This window comes from Burkholderia ubonensis, assembly GCF_001718695.1.
Lineage (GTDB): Bacteria > Pseudomonadota > Gammaproteobacteria > Burkholderiales > Burkholderiaceae > Burkholderia > Burkholderia ubonensis_B.
Genome location: NZ_CP013421.1, coordinates 971,935 through 994,628, shown reverse-complemented (window position 1 = coordinate 994,628; position 22,694 = coordinate 971,935). Strand labels below are relative to the sequence as shown.

Sequence of the window (22,694 nt, the reverse complement as noted above, 5' to 3'; positions counted from 1 at the left end):
GCGGCCCGCGTGCGCGCGCAGGCGGGCGCATCGCCCGCCGCACGCTACCCCGTTCAACGCGGAAAGGTCCGCAGCGACGACGGGCCGCCCGTCAGCGCGATCCGCTCGCCCGTGTCGCGCAGCTTGCCGCCGTTGACCGCATACAGCGCCAGCTCCCGCTCGACGTTGAACTGCACGATCACGTGACGGCTGTCGGCCGTAAACACGACGCCTTGCGCGGCCTCGCCGCCGGCCGCTTCACCGGCCTTGACGGCCTGACCGTCGCGGATCGCGAACAGCAGCACCTTGCCGCGCTTGCGGCGGCCCGGATTGTCGGGCGTCAGGTTCGAGCCGTCCATCGTCTGCACCGCGATCCACTTGCCGTCCGGCGAGATCGCGACACCCTCCGGCAGCGACGGCACGCTCAGGTACTGGACCGTGCGGAACGGCGTGCGCGACACGTCGATCAGCGCAATCGTATCGGCGTCGCCCGCGAGCTTGCCGGCATAGCCCGGCAGGCCGGCGAGCCCGACGTTGCTGACCACCGCCCAGCGGCCGTCGCTCGACACGTCGATCGTATACGGCGCAACGCCGCTGCTCAGGCGCGTGCCGCTGTCGGTGACCTTGCCGTCGTCGACGTTCAGCACCGCGACGCCCTGCTCGTCGCGCAGCGCGACGAGCGCGTGCGCGCCGTCGTGCGTGAAGCTGACGCCGGCGAGCCGCTTCTTGCCGATCTTCAGGCTGCCGTCGAGCGTCACGCGCGCGCCGTCGATATGCAGCACCGACACGCCGCCGTCGACGTCCGTGACGAACGCGAGCCGGCCCGAGCGGTCGATCGCGATGCCCTGCGGATGCGCGCCGAGCTCGATGCGCGTGACGGCTGGCGGCGACGCCTTGAGATCCACGACCTGCAGGAACGTATCGAAGACGAGCCGCTTCCCGGCCTGGTCGTAGCGGGTCGGCGCGGCGACGAGCGCGACGCTCGCGTCGGGCGTGACCGCCACCGCCTGCGGCGGCCCCTGGATGCCGTTCTCGACATCGACCTGCAGCGCCACCTTCGGCGGGAACGCGCCGGCGTCGAGCAGCGTCAGCGTGTCGGTCGGCGGCGCCGCCAGATAGGTGTCGCGGCCCTCGACCCGCTGATACTTGCCGTCGTTGGCCGACACGATCCAGTCGGCCGCATGCGCGGCGACGGCGGTCGTGGCGAGCGTCAGCGCGGCGAGCAGGCGGGCGCGACGAAGGGGGAAGCGTTTCGAATGCATGGCGTTCGGTTCTCCGGTCGGTTGCGGACGCAAGGATGCGCGCGACCCAGCTGCTCGAGGGGCCGGTGCAATCGCATGATGCATGAAGGCGCGCGCCGCCGTGCACGCCGGTTGCTCACGCGCTGCGCGGCCCCGCGCCGTCCCACCGGTCGACGGCATCGAGCGGATACACGGGCCGCGCGAGCCGCTCGTAGCGGAACAGCGCGTAGTCCGACCCGGTCAGGCCGCGGCTGTCGCATTCGACGAGCGCGGCCGCGATCGGCACGAACACCGGCCGGCAATACATGCGCGACTTCAGCAGCAGAAAGCGTGCCCGGCGCGGATCGATGCCGACGCTCTCGAACACGCCGAGATCCCACGGCTCGTGCGTGCGCTCGGTCACCACCAGCGTCGCGACGCCGATATCGAGCACGGCGGCGCGGCCCATGTAGGCGCGCTGGCCCGTATAGGTCGGCCCGGTGATCACGTATTCGCCGTCGGTGATCGCGCGCACGACGCCGGTCGCGCGAAACGGCGTGCGCCGCGCGCCGCCATGCGACGGCATCCGGTTGCCGATCGGCAGCGTGACGGTCGCGCCGACGCCCGCATCGATCAGCGCGGCGACCGCGTCGGGGTCGCACAGCGGCCCGCTGACGATCCCGTCGAGCCCTTGCGCGAGCGCGGCCTCCAGCAGGTCCATCGTGTCGCACGGGCCGCCCGACATGCAGTTGTCGCCGTGATCGAGCATCAGCACCGGCCGGTCTGCGCCGCGCGCGAGCGCCGCGGCCTGCGCGACCGATTCGGCGAGCGGCGCGCTGCGATACACGAACGCGTCGCGCGCGTCCCAGATCTGCCGCGCAATGCGTTCGGCCACCGCGTCGGCCGCCGCGCGATCGCCGTCGCCGACCACGACGACGCTCACGCACGGCGCGGGGATGTCCGCGAGCGAGAAGCCCGCCAGCACCGACACCGCGAGCATCCCGTCCGCCTCGGCCGCGCGCGCGGCTTCGAGCGCGCGCCGCATCGCGCCTTCGGCGCTCGCGCTGCGCAGCGTCGACGTCAGCAGCGGCGGCTGCCGCCACGCGAGCACCGGCCGCGCACGGCCATGCAGTCGATCGAGCAGCAAACGCGCCGCGTGCTCGCCGGTTTCGTACATGTCGACGTGCGGATAGGTCTTGAAACTGACGATCACGTCCGCGTGGTCGATCATCTTCTGCGTGACGTTCGCGTGCAGGTCGAGCGCGACCGCGATCGGCGCGGCGGGCAGCACGGCGCGCACGCGCGCGAGCAGGTCGCCTTCGCCGTCCGCGCTCTGCTCGGCGACCATCGCGCCGTGCAGATCGAGCATCACCGCGTCGCAACCGGGCGCCGCGGCGACGATCGCGTCGCAGATCGCCGCATAAGCGTCGGCCGCGACCGGCCCGCTCGGGTTCGCCGCCGCCGACACCGGCGTGACGATCTGCGCGCCGGCGCGCTCGGCCGCGTCGATGAACGCGGCCATCGCCGTGCGCATCCCGCGGTTCGCGCGATACGCGTCGTCGCCCCAGTCGGGGCCGTTGCGGCCGAACGCGGCGAGCGGCGTCGGCACCGGCGAGAACGTATTCGTCTCGTGGTTCATCCGGGCGATCAGGATTTTCATCGCGCGTACCCCTCCGCGAGGCCGGCTGCGGCGAGCATCGCATGGAGCAGCACGTTGCAGCCGGCCTCGAGATCGGCAGGCGCCGCGTCCTCGATTTCGTTGTGGCTGATCCCGTCCTTGCACGGCACGAAGATCATCGCGGCGGGCGCGACACGCGCGAGATACACGGCATCGTGGCCGGCCCCGCTGATCACGTTCATCGACGACAGGCCCAGCGCATTCGCGCCCGCGCGCACCTGTTCGACGAGCGCCGCGTCGAACGGCTGAGGCGCGAAGTACACGACCTGCTCGACGTCGATCGGCATGCCGGCCGTCGCCGCGAGATCGGCACACGCCGCGCGCAGAGCCGCGTCCATCGCCGCGAGCGTCGCATCGTCGGCCGCGCGCAGATCGACCGTCAACGTCACGCGGCCCGGAATCACGTTGCGCGAATTCGGATGCACGTCGATCCAGCCGACCGTGCCGCGCCCGTGCGGCGGGTGGGCGAGCGCGATGCCGTTCACCGCGCGCACGAGATCGGCCGCCACCAGCAGCGCGTCGCGCCGCAGCGCCATCGGCGTCGGGCCGGCGTGCGCCTCCATCCCGTGCACGGTGACGTCGTACCAGCGCTGCCCGAGCGCGCCCTCCACCACGCCGATCGTCGTCGCATGCGCCTCGAGCACCGGCCCCTGTTCGATATGCGCTTCGAAGTACGCGCCGACCGGATGCGCATCGCGCACGTCCCCCGCATAGCCGGTCGCTGCGAGCGCATCGCGCACGGCGACGCCGTCGCGATCGCGTTGCGCGAGTGCATGCTCGAGCGTGAACGCACGCGCGAACACGCCGGACCCCATCATCACCGGCACGAAGCGCGAGCCTTCCTCGTTGGTCCACACCGCGACCTCGAGCGGCGCGCGCGTGCGCACGCCCGCGTCGTCGAGCGTGCGCAGCACTTCGAGGCCCGCGAGCACGCCGTAGTTGCCGTCGAACTTGCCGCCGGTCGGCTGCGTGTCGATATGGCTGCCCGTCATCACGGGCGGCAGGTCGTCGCACGCACCCGCGCGGCGCGCAAAGATGTTGCCGATCGCATCGATGCGGACCGTGCAGCCGATCTCCTTCGCCCATCCGACGAACAGGTTGCGCGCGTCTCGATCGCGCTCGGTGAGCGCGAGGCGGCACACGCCGCCGTTGGCGGTCGCGCCGATTTGCGCGAGCCGCATCAGGCTGTCCCATAGCCGCGCGCCGTCGACGCGCAGCCCGAGCGCGGCAACGCCCGGTGTCGAATCCTGAACTTGCATCGGTGGAATTCCTCGCAATGAACGGGCACGGCGCTTATGCGACGCCGACGCCCAGGTAACGATCCTTCACGTCGTGATCGGCGGTGAACGCCGCGTTGCTGCCTTCGTAGACAATCACGCCCTGTTCGATCACGAAGTGACGGTCGGCAAGCTGCGTGCACACTTCGAGGTTCTGTTCGACGAGCAGGATCGACACGCCGGCCGCCTTGATCAGCTTGAGCTGCGCGACGATCTCCTCGACGATCACCGGCGCGAGCCCTTCGACCGGTTCGTCGAGCATCAGCAGCCGCGGGTGATTCATCAGCGCGCGGCCGATCGCAAGCATTTGCTGCTCGCCGCCCGACAGCTGCGCACCGCCGTTGCGGCGGCGCTCCTTCAGCCGCGGGAAGATGCGATAGATGTCGTCGAGCTGCCACGGCGAATCGCGACGTGCGCCGAGCCGCAGGTTTTCCTCGACCGACAGCAGCCGGAAAATCCCGCGATGCTCCGGCACGAAACACACGCCGCGTGCGGCAATCCGGTGCGCGGGCTGACCGGACATCACCCGGCCCGCGAACGTCACCGTGCCGCCGCTCGGCACGACGACCCCCGCGATCGTCTTGAGCGTGGTCGATTTGCCCGCGCCGTTACGGCCGAGCAGCGTCACCGTTTCGCCGTCCCGCACGTTGAGCGAAACGCCCTGCAGTACGTGGCTCTTGCCGTAGCACGCGTGCACCGCCTTCACGTCAAGGATCATGCGCGGCCTCCAGTGATCATGTTGCCGAGATACGCGCTGCGCACGCGCGCGTCCCCGCGAATCGCCTCGGGCGTGCCTTCGACCAGCACGCGCCCCTGCTGCATCACCGTGATCGTGTCCGAGATGTCCATCACGATTCCCATGTTGTGTTCGATCAGCACGACCGTGTAATCGTCGCGCAGGCGGCGGATCAGCGTTTTCATGTCGTCGAGGTCGTCGATACCCATGCCGGACGTCGGCTCGTCGAGGAAGATCGCGCGCGGCCGCGCCGCGAGCGCCATCCCGACTTCGAGCCGGCGCTGCTGGCCGTGCGACAGCACGCCGGCCGCCGTGTCGGCGAACCGCTGCAGGCCGAGCCGATCGAGCACGTCGTCGACGACACCCTGATGTGCCCGCGCGCCAAGGGGCGGCGCCCACGGATTCAACGCGCGCCGCGACTCGACGCCTTGCGCGGCGACGCGAAGGTTCTCGCGCACGCTGAGGTTCGCAAACAGGCTCGTCACCTGGAACGAACGCGCGATACCGCGCCGCACACGCTTGTGATCGGGCTCGCGCGACACGTCGTGACCGTCGAACAGGATCGAGCCGGCGGTGATCGGCACGGTGCCGGTCAGCGTATGGAACAGCGTGGTCTTGCCTGCGCCGTTCGGGCCGATCACCGAATGAATGGTGCGCGGCATGATCCGCAGATCGACGCCGCCCAGCGCCGTGAACTTGCCGTAGCGCTTGACGACGCCGCGCGCTTCCAGAATCGCTTCGCTCATCGCTGCTCCCCGGCCGCGGCCTCGGTACGCCGGGCGCGCCGCAGCGATGCCGCGACGCGTTCGCCGACTCCCCACAAGCCGCGCTGCATGAACAGGCTCACGGCGATCAGCACGAGCCCGAGCAACAGCAGCCAGCGCGGCCATAGCGTCGACAGCCAGTCGGCGAACAGCACGTAAGCGGCCGCCCCGAGCACCGACGCGAACAGGTTGCCGGTGCCGCCGATCACCGTCATCACGAGGATCATCTCGCTCGTGTGATAGTCGATGTTCGACAGCGGCGCGATGCCCGTCATCAATGCATGCAGCGCGCCGGCGAGGCCGGTGACCGCGCCCGAGATCACGAACGCCACGAGCTTGAAGCGCCGCACGTCATAGCCGGCCGCCGCGGCGCGCGCCTCGTTGTCGCGGATCGCGAGCAGCGTGCGGCCGAACACCGAGCGCGACACGCGCAACAGCAGCCAGAACACCGCGACGAACACGACGGCGACGAAACCGTAATAGCGCCACGGCGAATCGAGCGGCACGAGCGGATGGCCGAATACCGACAACGCGGGGCGCGGAATGTCGAGCAGCCCGTTGTCGCCGCCCGTCACATCGGGCGTCGTATAGGCGACGAAGTAGAACAGCTGCCCGAACGCGAGCGTCAGCATCACGAAGTAGGTGCCGCGCTGCCGGATCGAGAACCAGCCGACCAATGCGGCCGCGGCGGCGCCGAGCGCGGCGGCCGCAACCAGCGCCGCAGTCACCGACTCGACGCCGTGCGTCAGCACCACGCCCGCCGCGTAGCTGCCGAGCCCGAAGAAGATGCCCTGGCCGAACGACAGCAGCCCCGTGTAGCCCAGCAACAGATTGCAGCCGAGCGCGGCGAGCGCGAACACCAGCACCTCGGTCGCGAGCGAGCCCGAGTCGAGCGCGAGCGGCAGCGCGCCGGCCACCGCCACCGCGAGCCAGCCTTCCGGTCGCTGCAGCGCGGCGCGCCACGGCGGCACACGCCGCGACGCCGCCGCATCCGACGGCAGCGATTTCGACGATTCGATCATGCAGCCCTCCCGAGCAAACCGTTCGGACGCAGCAGCAGCACGGCCGCCATCGCGACATAGATCATCAGGCGCGCGCCTTCGGGCCACAGCGTGCTCATCAGGCTCTGTACGATGCCGACGAGCAGCCCGCCCACCAGCGCGCCGAGAAAATTTCCCATCCCGCCGACAACGACCACGACGAACGCGACGCCGAGCGCCTCGATCCCCATGAACGGATCGACGCCGCGGATCGGCGCGGCCAGGACGCCCGCGAGTGCGGCCGTCGCCGCGCCGAGCGCGAACACGAGGCTGAACACGCGCGTCACGTTGATGCCGAGCAGCGACACCATTTCCGACGACTCGCTGCCCGCGCGCACCGTGCTGCCGAGCCGCGTGCCGTCGAGAACCCACCACAGCAGCGCGGCCAGCACTGCCGTGAAGCCGATCACGAACAGCCGGTATTTCGGATAGACGAACCCGCCCCAGATCACGACGCCGCTGAGCGCGTCGGGCGGCGGTACGTTGTCGCCAAGCGGGCCCCACGCGAGGATCGCGCACTCCTGCAGCACGAGCGCCAGGCCGACCGTCGCGAGGATGTGGAATTCGTGTTGCTGTGCATACACGTGACGCAGCACGAGCTTTTCGACGATCCATGCGAACGCGCCGACGACGAGCGGCACGACCGCGAGCGCGACCCAGAAATTCGCCGACCATTGCAGCGCCTGATAACACAGGTACGCACCGAGCAGATAAAACGCCCCGTGCGCGAAATTCACGAAGCGCAGCAGGCCGAACACGATCGACAGGCCGACCGCGAGCAGGAAGTACAGCATGCCTACGCCGATGCCGTTGACGATCTGCAGCAGATAGACGTTCATGGCTTCCGTATCGGTAAGGAGGAGGAACGGTGGTCGGCGCGCAGCCGCCGCGAACGCGGCCGGCGCGTCACGCGAGCTTGCAGCCGGTCTTGTCGACGGGCAGGAACGACTGCCCGGAGCTGACCACGTCCGCGTAGTCGTCCGCGTTCTTCATCCGGCTTTTCGGCTTGCCCTTCAGCAGGTAGTAGTTCTTCAATACCTGGTGGTCGCCCTTGCGGATTTCCTCCGGACCCGTGAGCCCGTCGTACTTCATCCCCTCCATCGCGGCGATGACCTTCTTCGGCTCCGCGGTGCCGGCCTTCACCATCGCGTCGAGCAGGATCTTCGAGCAGATGTACGAGCCCGCGAGGCTGTAGTTCGGATTGGCCTTGAACGCGGCGTTCGCGCGCTTCACGAGATCGCGGTTCAGCGGCGAATCGATGCCGTGCCAGTACTGCGCGCCGAAATACACGCCGTCGCAGATGTCGGGGCCGAGCGCCTCGAACTGCTCGAGCCCCGACGCCCATGCGAGCAGGATCGTGCAGTTGCGCTTCATCCCGAAGCTCACGGCCTGACGCAGCGTGTCCGATGACTGCGAGCCGAAGTTCAGGATCAGCAGCACGTCGGGCTGCGCGGCGGCGGCATTGGTCAGATAGCCGCTGAATTCCTTCTCGGCGAGCGAGTGATAGCTGTTGCCCACATGCTCGATGCCCTTTTCCTTGAAGATCGCCTTCGCGGCCGACAGCAGCCCGTCGCCGAACACGTATTGCGGCGTGATCGTGTACCAGCGCTTCGCTTTCGGCAGCATGCCGATCAGCGGGCGCACCGTCTGCTCGATCGCGCCGAAGGTCGGCACCGACCAGCGAAACGTCGCGTCGTTGCAGTCCTTGCCGGTGATCTCGTCGGCGCCGGCCGTCGTGATGAACACGCCGCCCGCCTTCTGCACTTCCTTGCCCATCGCCAGCGATTCGGACGACAGAATGCCGCCCGCGAAGAAGCGCACGCCCTTCTGCTGCGCGATCTCCTGCACGCGCCGCACGGCCGTCGCCGGCTTGCCCTCGGTGTCGAGCGCCGTGTATGCGAGCGGTGCGCCGAGCACCTTGCCGTATTGCCTGACGACGAGCTGCATGCCGAGATCGGCGTACTTGCCGTTCGCGGCGAACGGCCCGGACATCGGCACCGGGCAGGCGAGCTGGATGGGCGAACCCTGTGCGAACGCGGCGCGGGACGCCATGCTGCCGAGCGCACCCGGCACGGCCGACAGCGCGGCCAGTTTCAACAGTTCTCGGCGATTCAAGTTGACGCTCCTTGGTGAAGGGGACACACGCGATGCGACCGACTGCCAAACCGTGCCTGCGCGCTGCAGGATGCCCGCCGCCGGTTCATTCTGTTTATCATGATAAATAGAATGAACCGGATGCTAGAGTTGATCAAAATTGGTGTCAATCAGGCAAAATTCCGTACCTCGCGCCGGAACGGATCGTCGACGATGACGCGGCGCGCAGTCAGACAAAGGAGTCTTCAAGATGGTCATGGGCCGAGCCAGGGCGGGCGTCGCGGTCGCAATCAAGCAGCCGAAACGGGCCGATCTCGTCGCCGAGGAGATCAAGCGGCTGATCACGGAGAAGGATCTGAAGCCGGGCGATCGCCTGCCGCGCGAAGCCGAACTCCAGCAGCTCTACGCGGTGAGCAAGAGCACGATCCGCGAGGCGCTGAAGTCGCTGGAGGTGCAGGGGCTGATCAAGGTCACGACGGGGCCGTCGGGCGGCGGGATGGTCGTCGAGGTGCCGCTCGACCGCACGCTGCAGTTGCTGCAGAACTACCTGTTCTTCAAGGACGTGACGATCGACGACATTTATACGGTGCGCAAGCTGCTCGAACCCGAGCTCGCGGCCGGCGCCGTGCCGCACCTGACGGAGCGCGACTTCACGGCGCTCGAAGCGAACATCGCGTGCTGCGACGGCGCGTCGGGCGTGCACGATCGCGGCCACATGCTGCGCCAGCGGCAGGAGGACACGACGTTCCACGACATCCTCGCGGCCGCGAACCCGAACCCGTTCCTGCGCTTCAGTTGCGAGCTGATCAACGAGATGATCCGGCAGTTGATCGAGTTCCGGAACGACACACCGCTCACCGAGCACAAGCGCTTCGGCGAGGCGAACGTGTCGATCCACAAGGCGATCCTGCAGGCCGCGCGCGAGCGCGACGTCGAGCGCGTGCGTGCGCTGATGGTCGAGCACATGACCGACGCGCCGAAGCACGTGAAGCGGATGAAAGGCAAGCTGCGTGGGCGTCTGATCCTCGATTCCGAAATCCGTCGGCGGGCCGCGTCGCCCGTTGCGAGTGCGGACGCGGCCGGTTCCGACGACGACTGACCGCCACCCCTCACGCGTACCCCGTCGTGCCCTTCGTTTCCAGGTATTCGACGAGGCCGAACTCCGCATACTCGCGCCCGTTGCCCGAACGCTTGTAACCGCCGAACGGCGCGGCCGGGTTCCACGCCGGATAGTTGATGTGCACGTTGCCCACGCGCAGCCGCGCGGCGATGCGGCGCGCGCGCTCGAGGTCCTTCGTCTGCACGTACGCCGCGAGCCCGTAGACCGAATCGTTCGCGAGCGCGACCGCTTCGTCTTCGGTCCGGTAGGTCAGGATCGACAGCACCGGCCCGAAGATCTCCTCGCGTGCGATCGTCATGTCCGGCGTCACGTTCGAGAACACCGTCGGCTTCACGTAGAAGCCGTCGCCGAGCCCGTCGGGCCGCCCGAGCCCGCCGGCGACGAGCGTCGCGCCTTCGTCGATGCCGCGCTGGATCAGCTGCTGGATCCGGTCGAACTGCGTGCGGCTGACGACCGGCCCGATCTCCGTCTCAGGCGAGCGCGGATCGCCCACGACGGTGCGCGCGGCCTCCCGGCGCGCCGCCGCCTCGGCCGCGGCCAGCTGATCGACGTGCACGAACATCCGCGTCGGCGCGTTGCACGATTGCCCGCTGTTGCTGAAGCAGCTGCGCGCGCCGAGCGTCACGGCGGCGTCGATGTCCGCATCGGGCAGGATCAGGTTCGGACTCTTGCTGCCGAGTTCCTGGTGCACGCGCTTCACGGTATCGGCCGCGGCCTTCGCGACCTCGACGCCCGCACGCGTCGAGCCGGTGAACGACACCATGTCGACGTCCGGATGCCGCGACAGCGCATCGCCGACCTCGTGTCCGTAGCCGTGCACGAGGTTGAATACGCCGGGCGGCACGCCGGCTTCATCGAGGATCTCGGCGAACAGGATCGCGCTGAACGGCGCGATCTCGCTCGGCTTGAGCACCATCGTGCAGCCGGCCGCGAGCGCCGGCGCGACCTTGCACACGATCTGGTTGATCGGCCAGTTCCACGGCGTGATCAGCGCGCATACGCCGATCGGCTCGTACGACACGAGCAGCGAATCGACCTGCGTGCTGAACCGGAACGCGCGCAGCGCGCGAATCGTCTGCTCGAGGTGCGCGGTGCCGACCGCGGCCTGCGCCGCGCGCGCGAACGCGAGCGGCGCGCCCATCTCCTGGCTGATCGTGCGCGCGACTTCGTCGTAGCGCCGCTGATAGATGTCGAGCACGCGCTGCAGCAGCGCGACGCGCGCGTCGACGCTCCAGCGCGAGTAGGCATCGAACGCCTGCTTCGCCGCGCCGACCGCGCGGTCGACGTCGGCCGCACTGCCGATCGCGAGCCGTGCATACGGTCGCGCGGTCGCGGGATCGATCACGTCGATGGCGCGCGCGTCGGCCGGGTCGAGCCACTGCCCGGCGATATAGCTCTGTTCTGAGGTTCGCATCGAATGCTCCTGGGTCAGCAATAGCGGGCGCCGCCGTCAGCGCATCGCGCGCGCATAGGTGTCGGCGAGGATGTCGCGAATCTTCGCGACGAACCAGACTATCTCATCGCGCGACATCACGAGCGGCGGCGAGAACTGCACGATCGGCGTGCCTTCGTGGTCGACGCCCGCGCGGCACAGCAAGCCCGCTTCGAAGATCGCCGGCGCGAGCAGCGTCGACACGAACGCCTGCGCGCCGATGCCCGCGGCCCAGCGGCGCGCGGCCTTGTCGGTGACGAGCTCGAGCGAATAGTGGTAGCCGTCGCCGCGCACGTCGCCGACGCACGGCAGCTCGAGCAACCCGTCGAGCGTGCGGCGGAATACGGCCTGGTTGCCGCCGACGTTCTCGAGCACGCGTTCGCGCTCCATGATCGCGAGGTTCGCGAGCGCGGCCGTGCACGCGACCGGATGGCCGCCGTAGGTCGCACCGTGCAGGAACATCTGCTGCGGGCCGGCGAGCACCGTATCGACGACCGCGTCGCTCGCGATCACGCCGCCGAGCGGCACGTAGCCCGACGCGATCCCCTTCGCGAACGTGATCAGGTCCGGCTGCAGCCCGTAGCGCGTCGAGCCGAACCATTCGCCGAGACGGCCGAAGCCGCAGATCACTTCATCGGCGACGAGCAGCACGCCGTGCCGGTCGCACAGCGCGCGCAGCCCTTGCGCATAGCCGGCCGGCGGCGTCAGGCTGCCGCCCGCGTTCTGCAGCGGCTCGACGACGATCGCGGCGACGGTGTCCGGCCCTTCCTGCACGATCAGCGATTCGATCTCGTCGAGCAGATGGCGCGTGAACTGCGCTTCCGTCTCGCCGTCGGGCCGCCCGTAGCGCTTCGTGTTGCTCACGTGCCGCACGCCCGCCATCAGCGGCTCGAAATGCTTGCGGAAGTTGGTCATCCCGTTCAATGCGAGCGCGCCGAACGACGTGCCGTGATACGCGACGCGCCGCGCGATGAACTTGCGCCGCTGCGGCTCGCCGCGCGCCTGGTGATACTGGCGCACCAGCTTGATCGCCGACTCGTTCGACTCGGAGCCGCTCGAGGTGAAGAACACGCGGTTCAGGCCGTCCGGCGCGAGCGTCGCCAGCTTGTGCGCGAGCCGGATCGCCGGTTCGTGGCCGTAGCCCCAGTTGGTGGCGAACGGCAGCCGCCCCATCTGCTCGCGCATCGCGTCGCCGATTTCCGCGCCGTGGCTGTAGCCGAGCTGCACGCAATACAACCCGGCGAGCCCGTCGAAGTAGCGCTTGCCGTTGCGGTCGACGAGCCAGCAGCCTTCGCCGCGGTCGAACACCGTCAGCGCCTGGTCGCGATACGCATCGGCGTGCGTGAAGTGCATCAGCAGATGGCGCTTGCCGAGCGCCTGCAGGTCCGCTTCGAGACCGACGTCGATACCGTTCATGAGTCATTCCTCCTTCAGGGTTGCGAAACCGGCGGCGGCGAGCCGCGCGGCCGTTCAGTTCATCGACAGCGTCGGCGCCGGCCGCGTGAAGCCGCGCGTGAGCCATAGCAGCTGGCAGAGCCCGAGCGCGAGCCAGCCGAGGCCGACGTAGAAGGTCTGGCGCGACAGGCCCGACCACAGCCACACGTTCATCGCGAAGCCGAGCGCCGGCAGCACGCCGTACCCGATCCAGCCGGCGCCGCGGCGGTGTTCCGGGCGCGCCAGGTAGCTGCGCATCACGCACAGGTTCACGACCGCGAACGCGACGAGCGCGCCGAAGCTGATCATCGTCGACGCGAGATCGAGCGTGATGAACAGCGCCGACAGCGACACCGCGCCGACCGCGAGCGTCGCGCGCACCGGCGTATGCAGCCGCGCATGCAGTTGCCCGAACACGCGCTCGGGCAGCACGCGGTCGCGGCCCATCGCGAACAGCACGCGCGTCACGCTCGCCTGACCGGCCATCGCGCTCGCGAAGCAGCCGGCCACGTAGACCGCGACGAACAGCGCGGACAACGCGCCGCCGCCGATGCGCCGCATCAGTTCGAAGCTGGCCGAATCGAGATCCTTGAACGCATGCCAGTCGGGAAACACGACCTGCCCCGCATACGCGATCAGCATGAACAGCAGCCCGCTCGCGAGCGTGCATAGCAGGATCGCGAGCGGCACCGTGCGGCGCGGCTCGCGAGTTTCCTCCGACAGCGTCGATACCGCGTCGAAGCCGAGGAACGACAGGCACAGGATCGCGGAGCCGGCGAAGATCGCGTGCGCATCGCCATACGCCGGCAGCGCGAGCGCCGGCTCCAGCCCCGCGCCGGCCGCGACATGCGCCGCGGCCGCGACGAACACCGCGATGAACACGAGCTGGCTCGCGATCAGGATCAGGTTCACGCGGTTGACAAGCCGGATGCCGACGATGTTCAACCCCGTCACCAGCACGATGCTCGCGACGATCCACACGCTGGCCGGCACCGCGGGGAACAGCTGCTTCATGTAGATGCCGATCGCGAGGTAGCTGATCATCGGAATGAACAGGTAGTCCATCAGCAACGCCCAGCCGACCATGAAGCCCGCCGACGTGCCGAAGTTGTGGCTCGCGAACGTGTAGGCGGAACCGGCGCTCGGCATCAGCCGCACCATGTGGCCGTAGCTGCGCGCGGTCAGCAGCATCGCGACGAGCGTGACCGCATACGCGATCGTCAAATGTCCGTTGGTCTCGCGTGTGACGATTCCGTAAGTCGTGAATACCGTCATCGGCAGCATGTACGCGAGGCCGAAGATCACCAGCGCGAACAGGCCGAGCGCCGGGGCGCCGGGCCGGCCGGGCGGGCCCGCGTCGGTGTCGGTGTCGGCGTGCCCGTTCGCGTGCGCTCGCACGTCGTCCGTCACTGCGCTGCGCGCATGCTGCGCTGTCCCGGTGTCTTCCATGGTGTCCTCACTTGGCTGTCGTTCATGACCTCAACACACGTGTCGTCGGCAATGCGGCATCGCAGGCATTGCGCGATTCGGAAACGAGTGTGGTGCGCCAAAAACGCGACGACGAATGAGAAAAGCGGACGTATTCGGGGGATATTTCCGGACGTGCGGCAACGGCCCGTTGCGGGCCGCGCGGCGCTCTGGCGTTTCGCGGGCATTCCCGCTATCTTTTACGCGAATCCGTCGCCGCCCCCGCACCATGGACAGCCAGTCCCCTCGACATCGACGCCGCGCCGAACGCGGCCTGCGTTCGACCGCCAGCCAGGACGACATTCCCGCCACCGTGCACGCGATCGCGGTCACGCTCGACGAATGCCGCGTCCGGCATCTCGACATCGCCGCGGTGCTCGACGGCACGGGCCTCGGCGCGGCCGAAGTCGCGTCGCCGAACCTGCACGTGAATCGCGGCCAGGAGCAGCGTTGCTTCCGTAACCTGCTGCGCTGCAGTGGCCTGCCGTCGATCGGCCTCGCGATCGGCGCGCGGCTCCACGTGTCGACGCTCGGCCTCGCCGGCTACGCGATGCTGATCAGCGGCTCGGTGATGCAGGCATTCGGCTGCATGGGCCGGTTTCCGCTGTTCATGGGGCTGTATTTCGACGTGCGCGGGCACACGCATGCGGACGGGATGAGCGTGACGATCGAGCGGTACAACGGCGAACCCGACATCGAGGTGTTTCAGACCGACATGTGCCTGTCGAGCCTGCGGCTGATCGTGTCCGATCTGGTCGGCAAACCGGTATGGCCCGCGCAGCTGCATCTCGCGCGCCGCACGCCGCGCAACGCCGCGGACTACGCGCGCCACTTCCGCTGTCCGGTCGCGTTCGGCGCGGGCGAAAACCGCCTCGTGTTCACGAGCGTGGACGGCTCGGAAGCGCCGCGACTCGCGAACGAAGTCAGCTTCAATGCGCTGCATCAGCAGTGCGAAGCGCTCGAGCGGCAGTGGGCCGCATCGGTCGGCATGCGCTTCGCCGATCGCGCGAAGGCGTTGATGGCGCGCGACCTCACGCGCTTCAAGTCGATGACGTCGCTCGCGGATGCGCTGTACGTGACCGAGCGCACCTTGCGGCGTCGGCTCGACAAGGACGGCATCACGTTCCAGTCGCTGCTCGACGACGTGCGCCATCAGGAGGCGGTGCGGCTGCTCGACGAGCCGACGCTCAGCGTCGCGGCCATCGCGGAGCGGCTCGGCTACAGCGAACCGCGCAGCTTCCGGCATGCGTACCGGCGCTGGACCGGCAGCACGCCGCGCGCACGCGCGGATGCGGACGGCGACGCCTGACGCGCGGCGCGTGACCGCGTGCGGTTCAGTGCGCCGGTTCAGCGCATCATGCGACCGCGCGATGGCGCGTGCGTCATTCGAGTTCGACGCCGTTCAGTTCGGGGATCAGGAACAGCGTCGCCACCATGTCGAGCACATAGAGGCCGGCGAGCAGCGCGATGGCCGCCTGAAACGAGTAGCGCGCGGCGAGCGCGCCGACGACGAGCGGCCCGAGGCCGCCGATCGCGCGGCCCACGTTCCACAGCACGTTCTGCGCGGTCGCGCGGACTGCCGTCGGATACGCTTCGGACATCAGCGTGCCGTAGCCGCCGACCATGCCGTTCACGAACATGCCCATCAGCGCGCCGGCCCACAGCATCGTGGCCGGGTCCGTCAGCCGCGAATACGCGAACACCATCGCCACCGAGCCGACCTGGTACAGCAGGAACGTCGGCTTGCGGCCGATGCGGTCGGCCAGGTGTCCGAACACCCAAACGCCGGCCATCATCCCGAGCACGGTCGCCGCGGTCCACAGTCCGGATTTCGTCAGCGAGAAGCCGAGCTGCTTCGACAGGAAGGTCGGCATCCAGATCATGATCCCGTAGTAGCCGAAGTTCTGGACCGCGCACAGCACGACGATGCCGATGCTCGTGCGGGCCGTGCGCGCATCGGCGACGAGCATGCGGAACGCGTTGGTGCGCGGCTGCGTAGCACGCTGCACGAACGCTACGGGCTCGTGCAGCCGGTTGCGCAGCGCCCATGCGAGCAAGGCGGGCACCACGCCGATCGCGAACATGCCGCGCCAGCCGACCGTCTGCAGCAGCAGCGGCGTCAGCAGCGACGCCGCGAGCACGCCGCTCTGCCAGCCGAGCGCCACGTACGACGACACGCGAGCCCGCTTGCTGGCCGGCCACGCTTCGGCCGCGAGCGCCATGCCGATGCCGAATTCGCCGCCCAGGCCGATGCCGGCGATGGTCCGGTACGCGAGCAGATCCCAGAAGCCCTGCGCGAACGCGCACAGCCCGGTGAACACCGCAAACAGCAGGATCGTCCAGGTCAGCACGCGCACGCGGCCGTAGCGGTCGCTGAGCGCGCCGAAGATCACGCCGCCCGCGACCGCGCCGACGAGCGTCCACGTGACGAGCGCCCCCGCCTGTTGCGCGCCGAGCTGCAGCGACGCCGAAATCGCCGGCAGCATGAAGCCGAGGATCAGCAGGTCGAAACCGTCCATCGCATAGCCGATCGCGGCGCCCGCGAGCGCCTTCCACGCGTAACGCCCGGCCTGCTCGACGCGCGGCGACGCCGCGTCGCCGAGCGACGAAGGTTCAAGGTTGGCTGCCATGGTGTCCTGCCGCAAAGGTCCGGGCGACAGTCTGAGGCCGGTTCGCGCGCGCGACGGCGCGGTGACCGTGCGCGGACGGAAAGGGTCGCGGCTGCCGGCTCGCGAGAACGGAAACGGGCAACCGCGGGTAATGGAACTGAAAGACGGAACTGAAAGACGAAACTGAACGACGTCGATGCCGGCGGCGGCGCTGTCAGGCGGCACGCCGACGGCAAGGGATGAAGCATGCGAGCCGCGGCTCGCGTCGGCCGGACGGCGCCGGCGCGCGACCGGCGCCGCGCGGCGTCAGCCCTGATCGTCGCCGGGCCACCAGGTTTTGGCTTCGCGATCGACGAGCAGCGCGTCGAGGTCCTTGCCTTCGAGCCATTTCGGCCGCGGGCCGCGACCCGACCACGAGCGGCCGGTCGTCGGATCGTAGTACTTCGCAGGCGCCTTGCGTTTTCGCTGCACGATGTAGCCGAGCGCGCTCAGCACTTCCTGCTGCGTGATACCCAGCAACTGAACCTGCTCCCTGAATGCCGCGAGCGCGGCCTGCTTTTCTTTCTGCCTGGCTTCCGACAGCTTGATGTTCAGGTCCCGAAGTTGTGCTTCGAGGTCCTGCAGAGCCTGAGTCATGTATTCATCCTCTTTGGGCATGTTTTTATTCAAAGAACCTCCGATGGCCGAACCGGCCGTGAAGTTCCGCCGATCCGTATTGCGATATGTGGATCGCCAGACCGGAGCCGCAAGGTCTGCGATGTCCACCGGCGGCTATGCCATCGTCGAACGCTGCGGTCGCGGCACGCGACGCGCGGTACGCCGCGCTCGAACGCGCGACGAACGGTCGATGGCGACCTCCTCGCCACCGGTCGCCGCGCCTCGTACGGGCACGGCATGGCGCGAATGATAGCAGCGTGCATGCTCGGTGTTTGAGGACTTTTGCGCGGCGACGGCGCGGCGCGGTCCGGCGTCGAACGTCACGGCGTCGCGACATCGCGGGGCGCGACGCTCACGGCAGCGGCGGCGCGTCGGCCAATACGGCGCGCAAGCCGGCGTCGAACGGCGTCGCATGGTCGATGCCGAGCGCGCGCACACGCGACGCATCGAGGTGGCAATCGTATGGGCGCGGCGTGGCATCGGTCGGCGCATGGATCGGCGCGAGCGCCGCGCGGCGCCCCAACGCGGCCGCGAGCCGTTGGGCGATATCGTATTTCGTCATCGGCTCCTCGGCCGACCAATGACGGATGCCGGTGACCGGCGCGCCGGCCAGATGGCGCAGCGTCAGGTCGCGGATGACCTGCGCGACGTCCGGCGTGTACGTCGGATAGCGGATCGCCCACGCATCCATGCGCGCCGGCTCGGCGCCCGGCTGCGCGGCCGCGACGATCGCCGGCACGAGGCTCGTGACCGCCGACTCGCGCCAGTCGACGATCGGGCCGTACAGCAGCGGCAGCCGCAGCACACACGCGAGCGGCGACGCGGCGAGCAACGCCGCCTCGCCGTCGAGCTTCGTGCGGCCGTACACGTTCAGCGGATTCGGCGTGGCGTCTTCGCGGTACGGCGCGGCCCGGCCGTCGAACACGTAGTCGGTCGAGATGCCGAGCGTCCATGCGCCGTAGCGCGCGGCGAGCGCGCCGATGCGCGCCGGCGCGTCGACGTTGATCGCACGCGCGGCGGACGGGTCGCTTTCGCATACGTCCGGCCGACGCTCGGCCGCGCAGACGATCACGGCGGACGGCCGCCGCGCATCGAACAGCCGTTCGAGCGCGGGCTGGTCCAGAACGTCGAGACGGGCGGTGTGTTCCGGCGGCAACGCGACCCGCCGGGCGCCGGCGGTATCTGCGTTCCGGATCGTTGCGACCAGCGTCAGCGACGCTTCGCGCGACAGCGCGGCGGCAACCGCACGGCCGAGCAGGCCGGACGCGCCGATGAGAAGGATGGTCGGTTGCGACACGGTAGCCAACGATGAATGGAAACGAGGCCCACCAATCTATACGAGAACCTGCGTCGGATGGCGATTTCGCGCGCAACGCGCAACACGCGGCGGCGCACGACGAAAAAAGGCCCGGTGCGCGACTGCTCGCACGCACCGGGCCCGCCATGCGGCAGCGACTGCCGCGCCAGCTTACTTGCGGTCGAACGAATACCGCCCCGGACCGGTCAGCGCGAGCAGCAACAGGCCGCCCACGATGCTGACGTTCTTGTAGAAGTGGATCATCGCCATGTACTGATCCATCCCGTGCAGCGCCCAGTAGCGATGCCCGATGTACGCGGTGGCGACCGTATAGGCCGCGAACAGCAACGCGATCGGCCGCGTGTAGAAGCCGATTGCGATCAGCAGGCCGCCGACCAGCTCGACCGCGACCGCGATCACCGCCGACAGCTCGGGCGACGGCGCCCCGGTCGACGCCATGTAGGCGACGGTGCCCGAGAAGCCGGTCAGCTTCTGCCATCCGAACAGGATGAACAGCACCATCATCAGCACGCGGGCGGCGAGCAGCAGCCCATCCTTCTTCGATTCCAGCGACACGTAACGCATAACAATCACCTTGAATTGACGGTTCGACGCATCCGGCACCGACGGCCGCCGAAACGGCGAACGCATGGATCGGTACCGAACCCTCCTCGCGCGATCGGTGCGGGCGCCCCTGCCCGCTTCCGACGAATCCGTCCGGTGGCGCGATCTCGGCGCTGCGGAGCGGATCTCGCGAAGCACGGGTGCAGTTTACTGTCTCACCGGGAATCATCAATCCGTCAAAACAAGATTCGCCGTCACACTCCGGTGGACAATTGTCACGTGACAAACGCAGCGTGTCGGCCGCGTGGGCCGATTGCCGCATCGCTTACTGCGTCACTTACCAGGTCACATCACGTCGATCGGATAGCTGCTGTCGAGCTTGTCGTGCCACGCGCGCAGCGTTTTCGGCACGGTCTTTTTCCACGCCGGGACGTTCGTGTAGTAGCGCATCCGCACGTCGTTGTGGGCGTCGAACACGAGGAGCCCGATCCACAGATCGGTGCCGCGTCGCATTACGATCGCGGCGTTCGTCGTCGCGATGCCGCGCACCCAGTACGACGTCACTTTTGCATTCAGGCCGTCGAGGTCGCGCTCGTCGTCGCGGTTATTGATCATGTCGACGAGCGTCTGGTAATCCGCGCCGAGCAGCTTGTGCGCGATCGCGTCCTGCCGCGCGTCGTCCAGCACCTTCAACGTGACGAGATCCGCCGGCGGGCTCGCCTGCGCCTGTGACGCCGTCACGTAGTCGCCCGAATAGACGACGCCCGCGCCGGCACCGCAATCGGCGTCGCTGCCCTGCTGCGTCACGCGCACGCGCGATCCGTGACGGCTGAAGTCGAGCCGGCATCGGTCCTGCCGAAACGTGCCGGCGTCGCCGTGCAGCGCGAGATCGCCGGCCAGATCGCCGGTGTTCGCGCCGTTGTTGCCGCTCAATTCGAAGTGAAGATGCGGCGCCGTGCCGGTAATCGTCAGCACGCCGCCGAGGGACGGGTTGGCGCTGTCGCGATACCAGGTCTGCTGCCAGCGGTCGGGCGCGAGCGGCGCGCCGTTCAGGATCGCCAGGCGCTCGCGATAGCGATCGGCGATGCACGAGGCGTCGCCGCCGCAGCGATCGCGCTGCGCGAGCCATTTCAGTTGGGCGGCCTTCGGCGCGGCCGTATCGCCGCCTTTCGCGCGCGCCTTCTGCCATGCGGTCGCGAGTTGACCGTCCAGCGCGGACAGACGTGCGTCCGCGCAGATCGCGTGTTCGGTCGGCGAAGCGGCCTTCGCACAGTCGAAACCGGCCGCATGGGCGGCCATCGGCAGCGCTGTCAGCCATGCGGCCGCCGCGAGCACGTGCGGAATCGCGCGGCGCGACGCGCGGGCGGGAAGCGCTGCGCTCGCGCGCATGCCGGCGTGAGGATTCGATCGGTTCGGAAGGATCATGGCGTTGGATCGTCGCTGGAGCGCGGGACCGCTGAAACGCCGGCCCGCCGAGTTCGGGGAAAGGCGCGCGACACACGATGCGACGTGCGCAACGCGGGCCCCAGCGTAACGCGAACCGGCCGCGCCATCCAGCTGCGCTATGCAGCCGATACCGCGTGTCCGAGCCGCTCGGCGAGAAACGCGACGAAGGTACGCAGCGTGACGAACCCTTCCCGGTGCTGCGGGAACACCGCGTTCAGCGTGAGCGGCGCCGGCGCATACGCATCGAGCACCGGCACGAGCGCGCCGCTGTCGAGCGCCGCGCCGACGATGAAGTGCGGCAGCAGCGCGATGCCGAGCCCGGCGATGGCCGCGTCGCGCACGACTTCGCCATTGTTCGCGACGAGCGGCCCCTGCACGTCGAAGGTCCGCGCCGCGCCGTCGACCCGGAACTCCCAGCCGACCCGCCGTTCGCGCCCGTACAGCAGGCACGTATGGCCGGCCAGCTCCGCGGGCGACGCGGGCGTGCCCTGCCGCTCCAGATAGGCGGGGCTCGCGCACGCGATCATTTTCCATGCGCCCAGCGGACGCGCGATCAGCGTCGAATCCTCGAGCGGGCCGATGCGCAGCGCGACGTCGAAGCCTTCGCCGATCAGGTCGACGCGCCGGTCGGTCAGGTCGAGATTGAGCCGCACGGCCGGATGCGCGGCCAGGAACTCGGCGATCAGCGGCGACAGGTGCGTGATCCCGAACGACAGCGGCGCGCTGATCTTCAGCGAGCCGTGCAGCTCGGTGCTGCGCGCCACCATCGCCTGCTCGGCGTCGGCCACTTCGGCGAGGATCCGCTGCGCGCGTTCATAGAACTCGTGCCCCGATTCGGTCACGGCCAGGTTGCGCGTGTTGCGGTGAAGCAGGCGCACGCCGAGCGCCGCTTCGAGCGCCATCGTCCGCCGGCTGACGAACTGCTTCGACAGCATCAGCTGGTCGGCGGCCGCGGTGAAGCTGCCCGCATCGACCGTCGCCACAAAAATCCGGAGATCGCCCAGTTCCATATTGTCCACCTGAATGTGACAGTGATTATCTCCCATGCGATTTATTTGTCAATTCGATTGACTTAAGCTTCATCTCAACGATCGACCGAGCCCACTTCCGCGGTTCGGCGACTTTGAGGACAAGCAAAATGATTGAGATCCGAGCAGCAAACCAACGCGGCCGCGCCGAACATGGCTGGCTCAGCTCCCGTCACACGTTCTCGTTCGCGAATTACTACGATCCGCAGCAGGTCGGCTTCTCTGACCTGCTCGTGATCAACGACGACCGCGTGATGCCGGGCCACGGCTTCGGCACGCATCCGCACCGCGACATGGAGATCCTGTCGTACGTACTGGACGGTGCGCTCGAGCACAAGGACTCGATGGGCACGGGCTCGGTGATCGTGCCGGGCGACGTGCAGCTGATGAGCGCGGGCACGGGCGTGCGCCACAGCGAGTTCAACCACTCGCGCGAAGCGCAGGTGCACTTCCTGCAGATCTGGGTCGGGCCGTCGGAGAAAGGCGCGCAGCCGCGCTATCAGCAGACGAACCTGCCGGCCGAAGACAAGCGCGGCAGGCTGGTGCTGGTCGTGTCGCCGGACGGCGCCGCCGGCTCGCTGAAGATCCGGCAGGACACGCGGATCTACGCCGGCCTGTTCGACGGCGACGAACGCGCGACGCTCGCGCTGCCGCCTGACCGGTTTGCGTACGTGCACGTCGCACGCGGCAGCGTGACGGTCAACGGCGTGACGCTCGGCGAAGGCGACGGTGCGCGCGTGCGCGGCGAAGAAGCGCTGACGTTCGCGGACGGCAAGGACGCCGAGGTGCTTGTGTTCGACCTGCGTCCGGTCGAAGTGACGGCCGAATGGGCATGACGCCCGTTCGGAACAT

General features: G+C 68.8%; 20 protein-coding genes. 3 read left to right on the top strand and 17 right to left on the bottom strand.

Annotation, left to right across the window (positions count from 1 at the left end; genetic code table 11):
• Positions 1 to 53: 53 nt before the first annotated feature.
• The 8 genes from WJ35_RS19160 to WJ35_RS19125 form a co-directional block, all read right to left on the bottom strand.
• The gene (locus tag WJ35_RS19160; protein WP_069239702.1) at positions 54 to 1,241 is read right to left on the bottom strand and encodes a YncE family protein; all 1,188 of its coding nucleotides are present in this window, start codon (positions 1,239 to 1,241) and stop codon (positions 54 to 56) included.
• A gap of 115 nt (positions 1,242 to 1,356) precedes the next feature.
• Positions 1,357 to 2,859 carry a M81 family metallopeptidase gene (locus tag WJ35_RS19155; RefSeq protein WP_059668504.1) on the bottom strand — a complete coding sequence of 501 codons (1,503 nt, stop codon included), beginning with the start codon at positions 2,857 to 2,859 and terminating at the stop codon, positions 1,357 to 1,359.
• Positions 2,856 to 4,136 carry a Zn-dependent hydrolase gene (locus tag WJ35_RS19150; RefSeq protein WP_011880633.1) on the bottom strand — a complete coding sequence of 427 codons (1,281 nt, stop codon included), beginning with the start codon at positions 4,134 to 4,136 and terminating at the stop codon, positions 2,856 to 2,858. The genes WJ35_RS19155 and WJ35_RS19150 overlap by 4 nt, the downstream gene beginning before the upstream one ends.
• A gap of 34 nt (positions 4,137 to 4,170) precedes the next feature.
• Positions 4,171 to 4,872 carry an ABC transporter ATP-binding protein gene (locus tag WJ35_RS19145; protein WP_011880634.1) on the bottom strand — a complete coding sequence of 234 codons (702 nt, stop codon included), beginning with the start codon at positions 4,870 to 4,872 and terminating at the stop codon, positions 4,171 to 4,173.
• Positions 4,869 to 5,636, bottom strand: coding sequence for an ABC transporter ATP-binding protein (locus WJ35_RS19140; protein ID WP_011880635.1), 768 nt, complete (start codon positions 5,634 to 5,636; stop codon positions 4,869 to 4,871). Before WJ35_RS19140 ends, WJ35_RS19145 begins: the two co-directional genes overlap by 4 nt.
• Positions 5,633 to 6,676 carry a branched-chain amino acid ABC transporter permease gene (locus WJ35_RS19135; protein WP_011880636.1) on the bottom strand — a complete coding sequence of 348 codons (1,044 nt, stop codon included), beginning with the start codon at positions 6,674 to 6,676 and terminating at the stop codon, positions 5,633 to 5,635. The genes WJ35_RS19140 and WJ35_RS19135 overlap by 4 nt, the downstream gene beginning before the upstream one ends.
• Complete coding sequence (locus WJ35_RS19130) at positions 6,673 to 7,533, bottom strand: branched-chain amino acid ABC transporter permease (RefSeq protein ID WP_011880637.1); 861 nt, start codon at positions 7,531 to 7,533, stop codon at positions 6,673 to 6,675. The genes WJ35_RS19135 and WJ35_RS19130 overlap by 4 nt, the downstream gene beginning before the upstream one ends.
• Positions 7,534 to 7,600: 67 nt before the next feature.
• The gene (locus WJ35_RS19125; protein ID WP_011880638.1) at positions 7,601 to 8,809 is read right to left on the bottom strand and encodes an ABC transporter substrate-binding protein; all 1,209 of its coding nucleotides are present in this window, start codon (positions 8,807 to 8,809) and stop codon (positions 7,601 to 7,603) included.
• A gap of 229 nt (positions 8,810 to 9,038) precedes the next feature.
• Here WJ35_RS19125 and WJ35_RS19120 point away from each other — a divergent pair, with 229 nt between their 5' ends.
• A complete protein-coding gene (locus tag WJ35_RS19120) occupies positions 9,039 to 9,887 on the top strand; it encodes a FadR/GntR family transcriptional regulator (RefSeq protein ID WP_011880639.1) in 849 nt (282 codons plus the stop codon).
• A 10-nt stretch (positions 9,888 to 9,897) separates the two neighbouring features.
• Here the strand turns inward: WJ35_RS19120 and WJ35_RS19115 are convergent, their stop codons facing one another.
• The 3 genes from WJ35_RS19115 to WJ35_RS19105 are packed head-to-tail and all read right to left on the bottom strand — an operon-like array spanning position 9,898 to position 14,223.
• The gene (locus WJ35_RS19115) at positions 9,898 to 11,322 is read right to left on the bottom strand and encodes an aldehyde dehydrogenase family protein (protein WP_011880640.1); all 1,425 of its coding nucleotides are present in this window, start codon (positions 11,320 to 11,322) and stop codon (positions 9,898 to 9,900) included.
• A 36-nt stretch (positions 11,323 to 11,358) separates the two neighbouring features.
• Complete coding sequence (locus tag WJ35_RS19110; RefSeq protein ID WP_011880641.1) at positions 11,359 to 12,756, bottom strand: aspartate aminotransferase family protein; 1,398 nt, start codon at positions 12,754 to 12,756, stop codon at positions 11,359 to 11,361.
• Positions 12,757 to 12,810: 54 nt separating this feature from the next.
• Positions 12,811 to 14,223, bottom strand: a complete 1,413-nt coding sequence (locus WJ35_RS19105; protein WP_059623394.1) for an APC family permease — start codon at positions 14,221 to 14,223, stop codon at positions 12,811 to 12,813.
• A gap of 247 nt (positions 14,224 to 14,470) precedes the next feature.
• Between WJ35_RS19105 and WJ35_RS19100 the strand changes: the two genes are divergently transcribed.
• Positions 14,471 to 15,550 (top strand): AraC family transcriptional regulator, encoded by a 1,080-nt coding sequence (locus tag WJ35_RS19100; RefSeq protein ID WP_043292716.1) that lies wholly within the window; start codon positions 14,471 to 14,473, stop codon positions 15,548 to 15,550.
• A gap of 73 nt (positions 15,551 to 15,623) precedes the next feature.
• Here WJ35_RS19100 and WJ35_RS19095 read toward each other — a convergent pair whose 3' ends face one another.
• From WJ35_RS19095 to WJ35_RS19070, 6 genes are all read right to left on the bottom strand, one after another.
• Positions 15,624 to 16,871 carry an MFS transporter gene (locus WJ35_RS19095; protein ID WP_069239701.1) on the bottom strand — a complete coding sequence of 416 codons (1,248 nt, stop codon included), beginning with the start codon at positions 16,869 to 16,871 and terminating at the stop codon, positions 15,624 to 15,626.
• Between the two features lie 285 nt (positions 16,872 to 17,156).
• Positions 17,157 to 17,486 (bottom strand): H-NS family nucleoid-associated regulatory protein, encoded by a 330-nt coding sequence (locus WJ35_RS19090; RefSeq protein ID WP_011880644.1) that lies wholly within the window; start codon positions 17,484 to 17,486, stop codon positions 17,157 to 17,159.
• A gap of 373 nt (positions 17,487 to 17,859) precedes the next feature.
• The gene (locus WJ35_RS19085) at positions 17,860 to 18,804 is read right to left on the bottom strand and encodes a dTDP-4-dehydrorhamnose reductase family protein (RefSeq protein WP_043292717.1); all 945 of its coding nucleotides are present in this window, start codon (positions 18,802 to 18,804) and stop codon (positions 17,860 to 17,862) included.
• A gap of 171 nt (positions 18,805 to 18,975) precedes the next feature.
• Positions 18,976 to 19,389, bottom strand: coding sequence for a DoxX family protein (locus tag WJ35_RS19080; protein WP_069239813.1), 414 nt, complete (start codon positions 19,387 to 19,389; stop codon positions 18,976 to 18,978).
• A gap of 324 nt (positions 19,390 to 19,713) precedes the next feature.
• The gene (locus tag WJ35_RS19075) at positions 19,714 to 20,757 is read right to left on the bottom strand and encodes a lysozyme inhibitor LprI family protein (RefSeq protein ID WP_131754627.1); all 1,044 of its coding nucleotides are present in this window, start codon (positions 20,755 to 20,757) and stop codon (positions 19,714 to 19,716) included.
• 173 nt (positions 20,758 to 20,930) lie between these two features.
• On the bottom strand, positions 20,931 to 21,824 hold the full coding sequence (locus tag WJ35_RS19070; RefSeq protein WP_069239700.1) for a LysR family transcriptional regulator: 894 nt from the start codon (positions 21,822 to 21,824) through the stop codon (positions 20,931 to 20,933).
• A 128-nt stretch (positions 21,825 to 21,952) separates the two neighbouring features.
• On the opposite strand from WJ35_RS19070, the gene WJ35_RS19065 reads away from it, so the two are divergent.
• Positions 21,953 to 22,678, top strand: a complete 726-nt coding sequence (locus tag WJ35_RS19065) for a pirin family protein (protein WP_059491146.1) — start codon at positions 21,953 to 21,955, stop codon at positions 22,676 to 22,678.
• Positions 22,679 to 22,694: the final 16 nt, after the last annotated feature.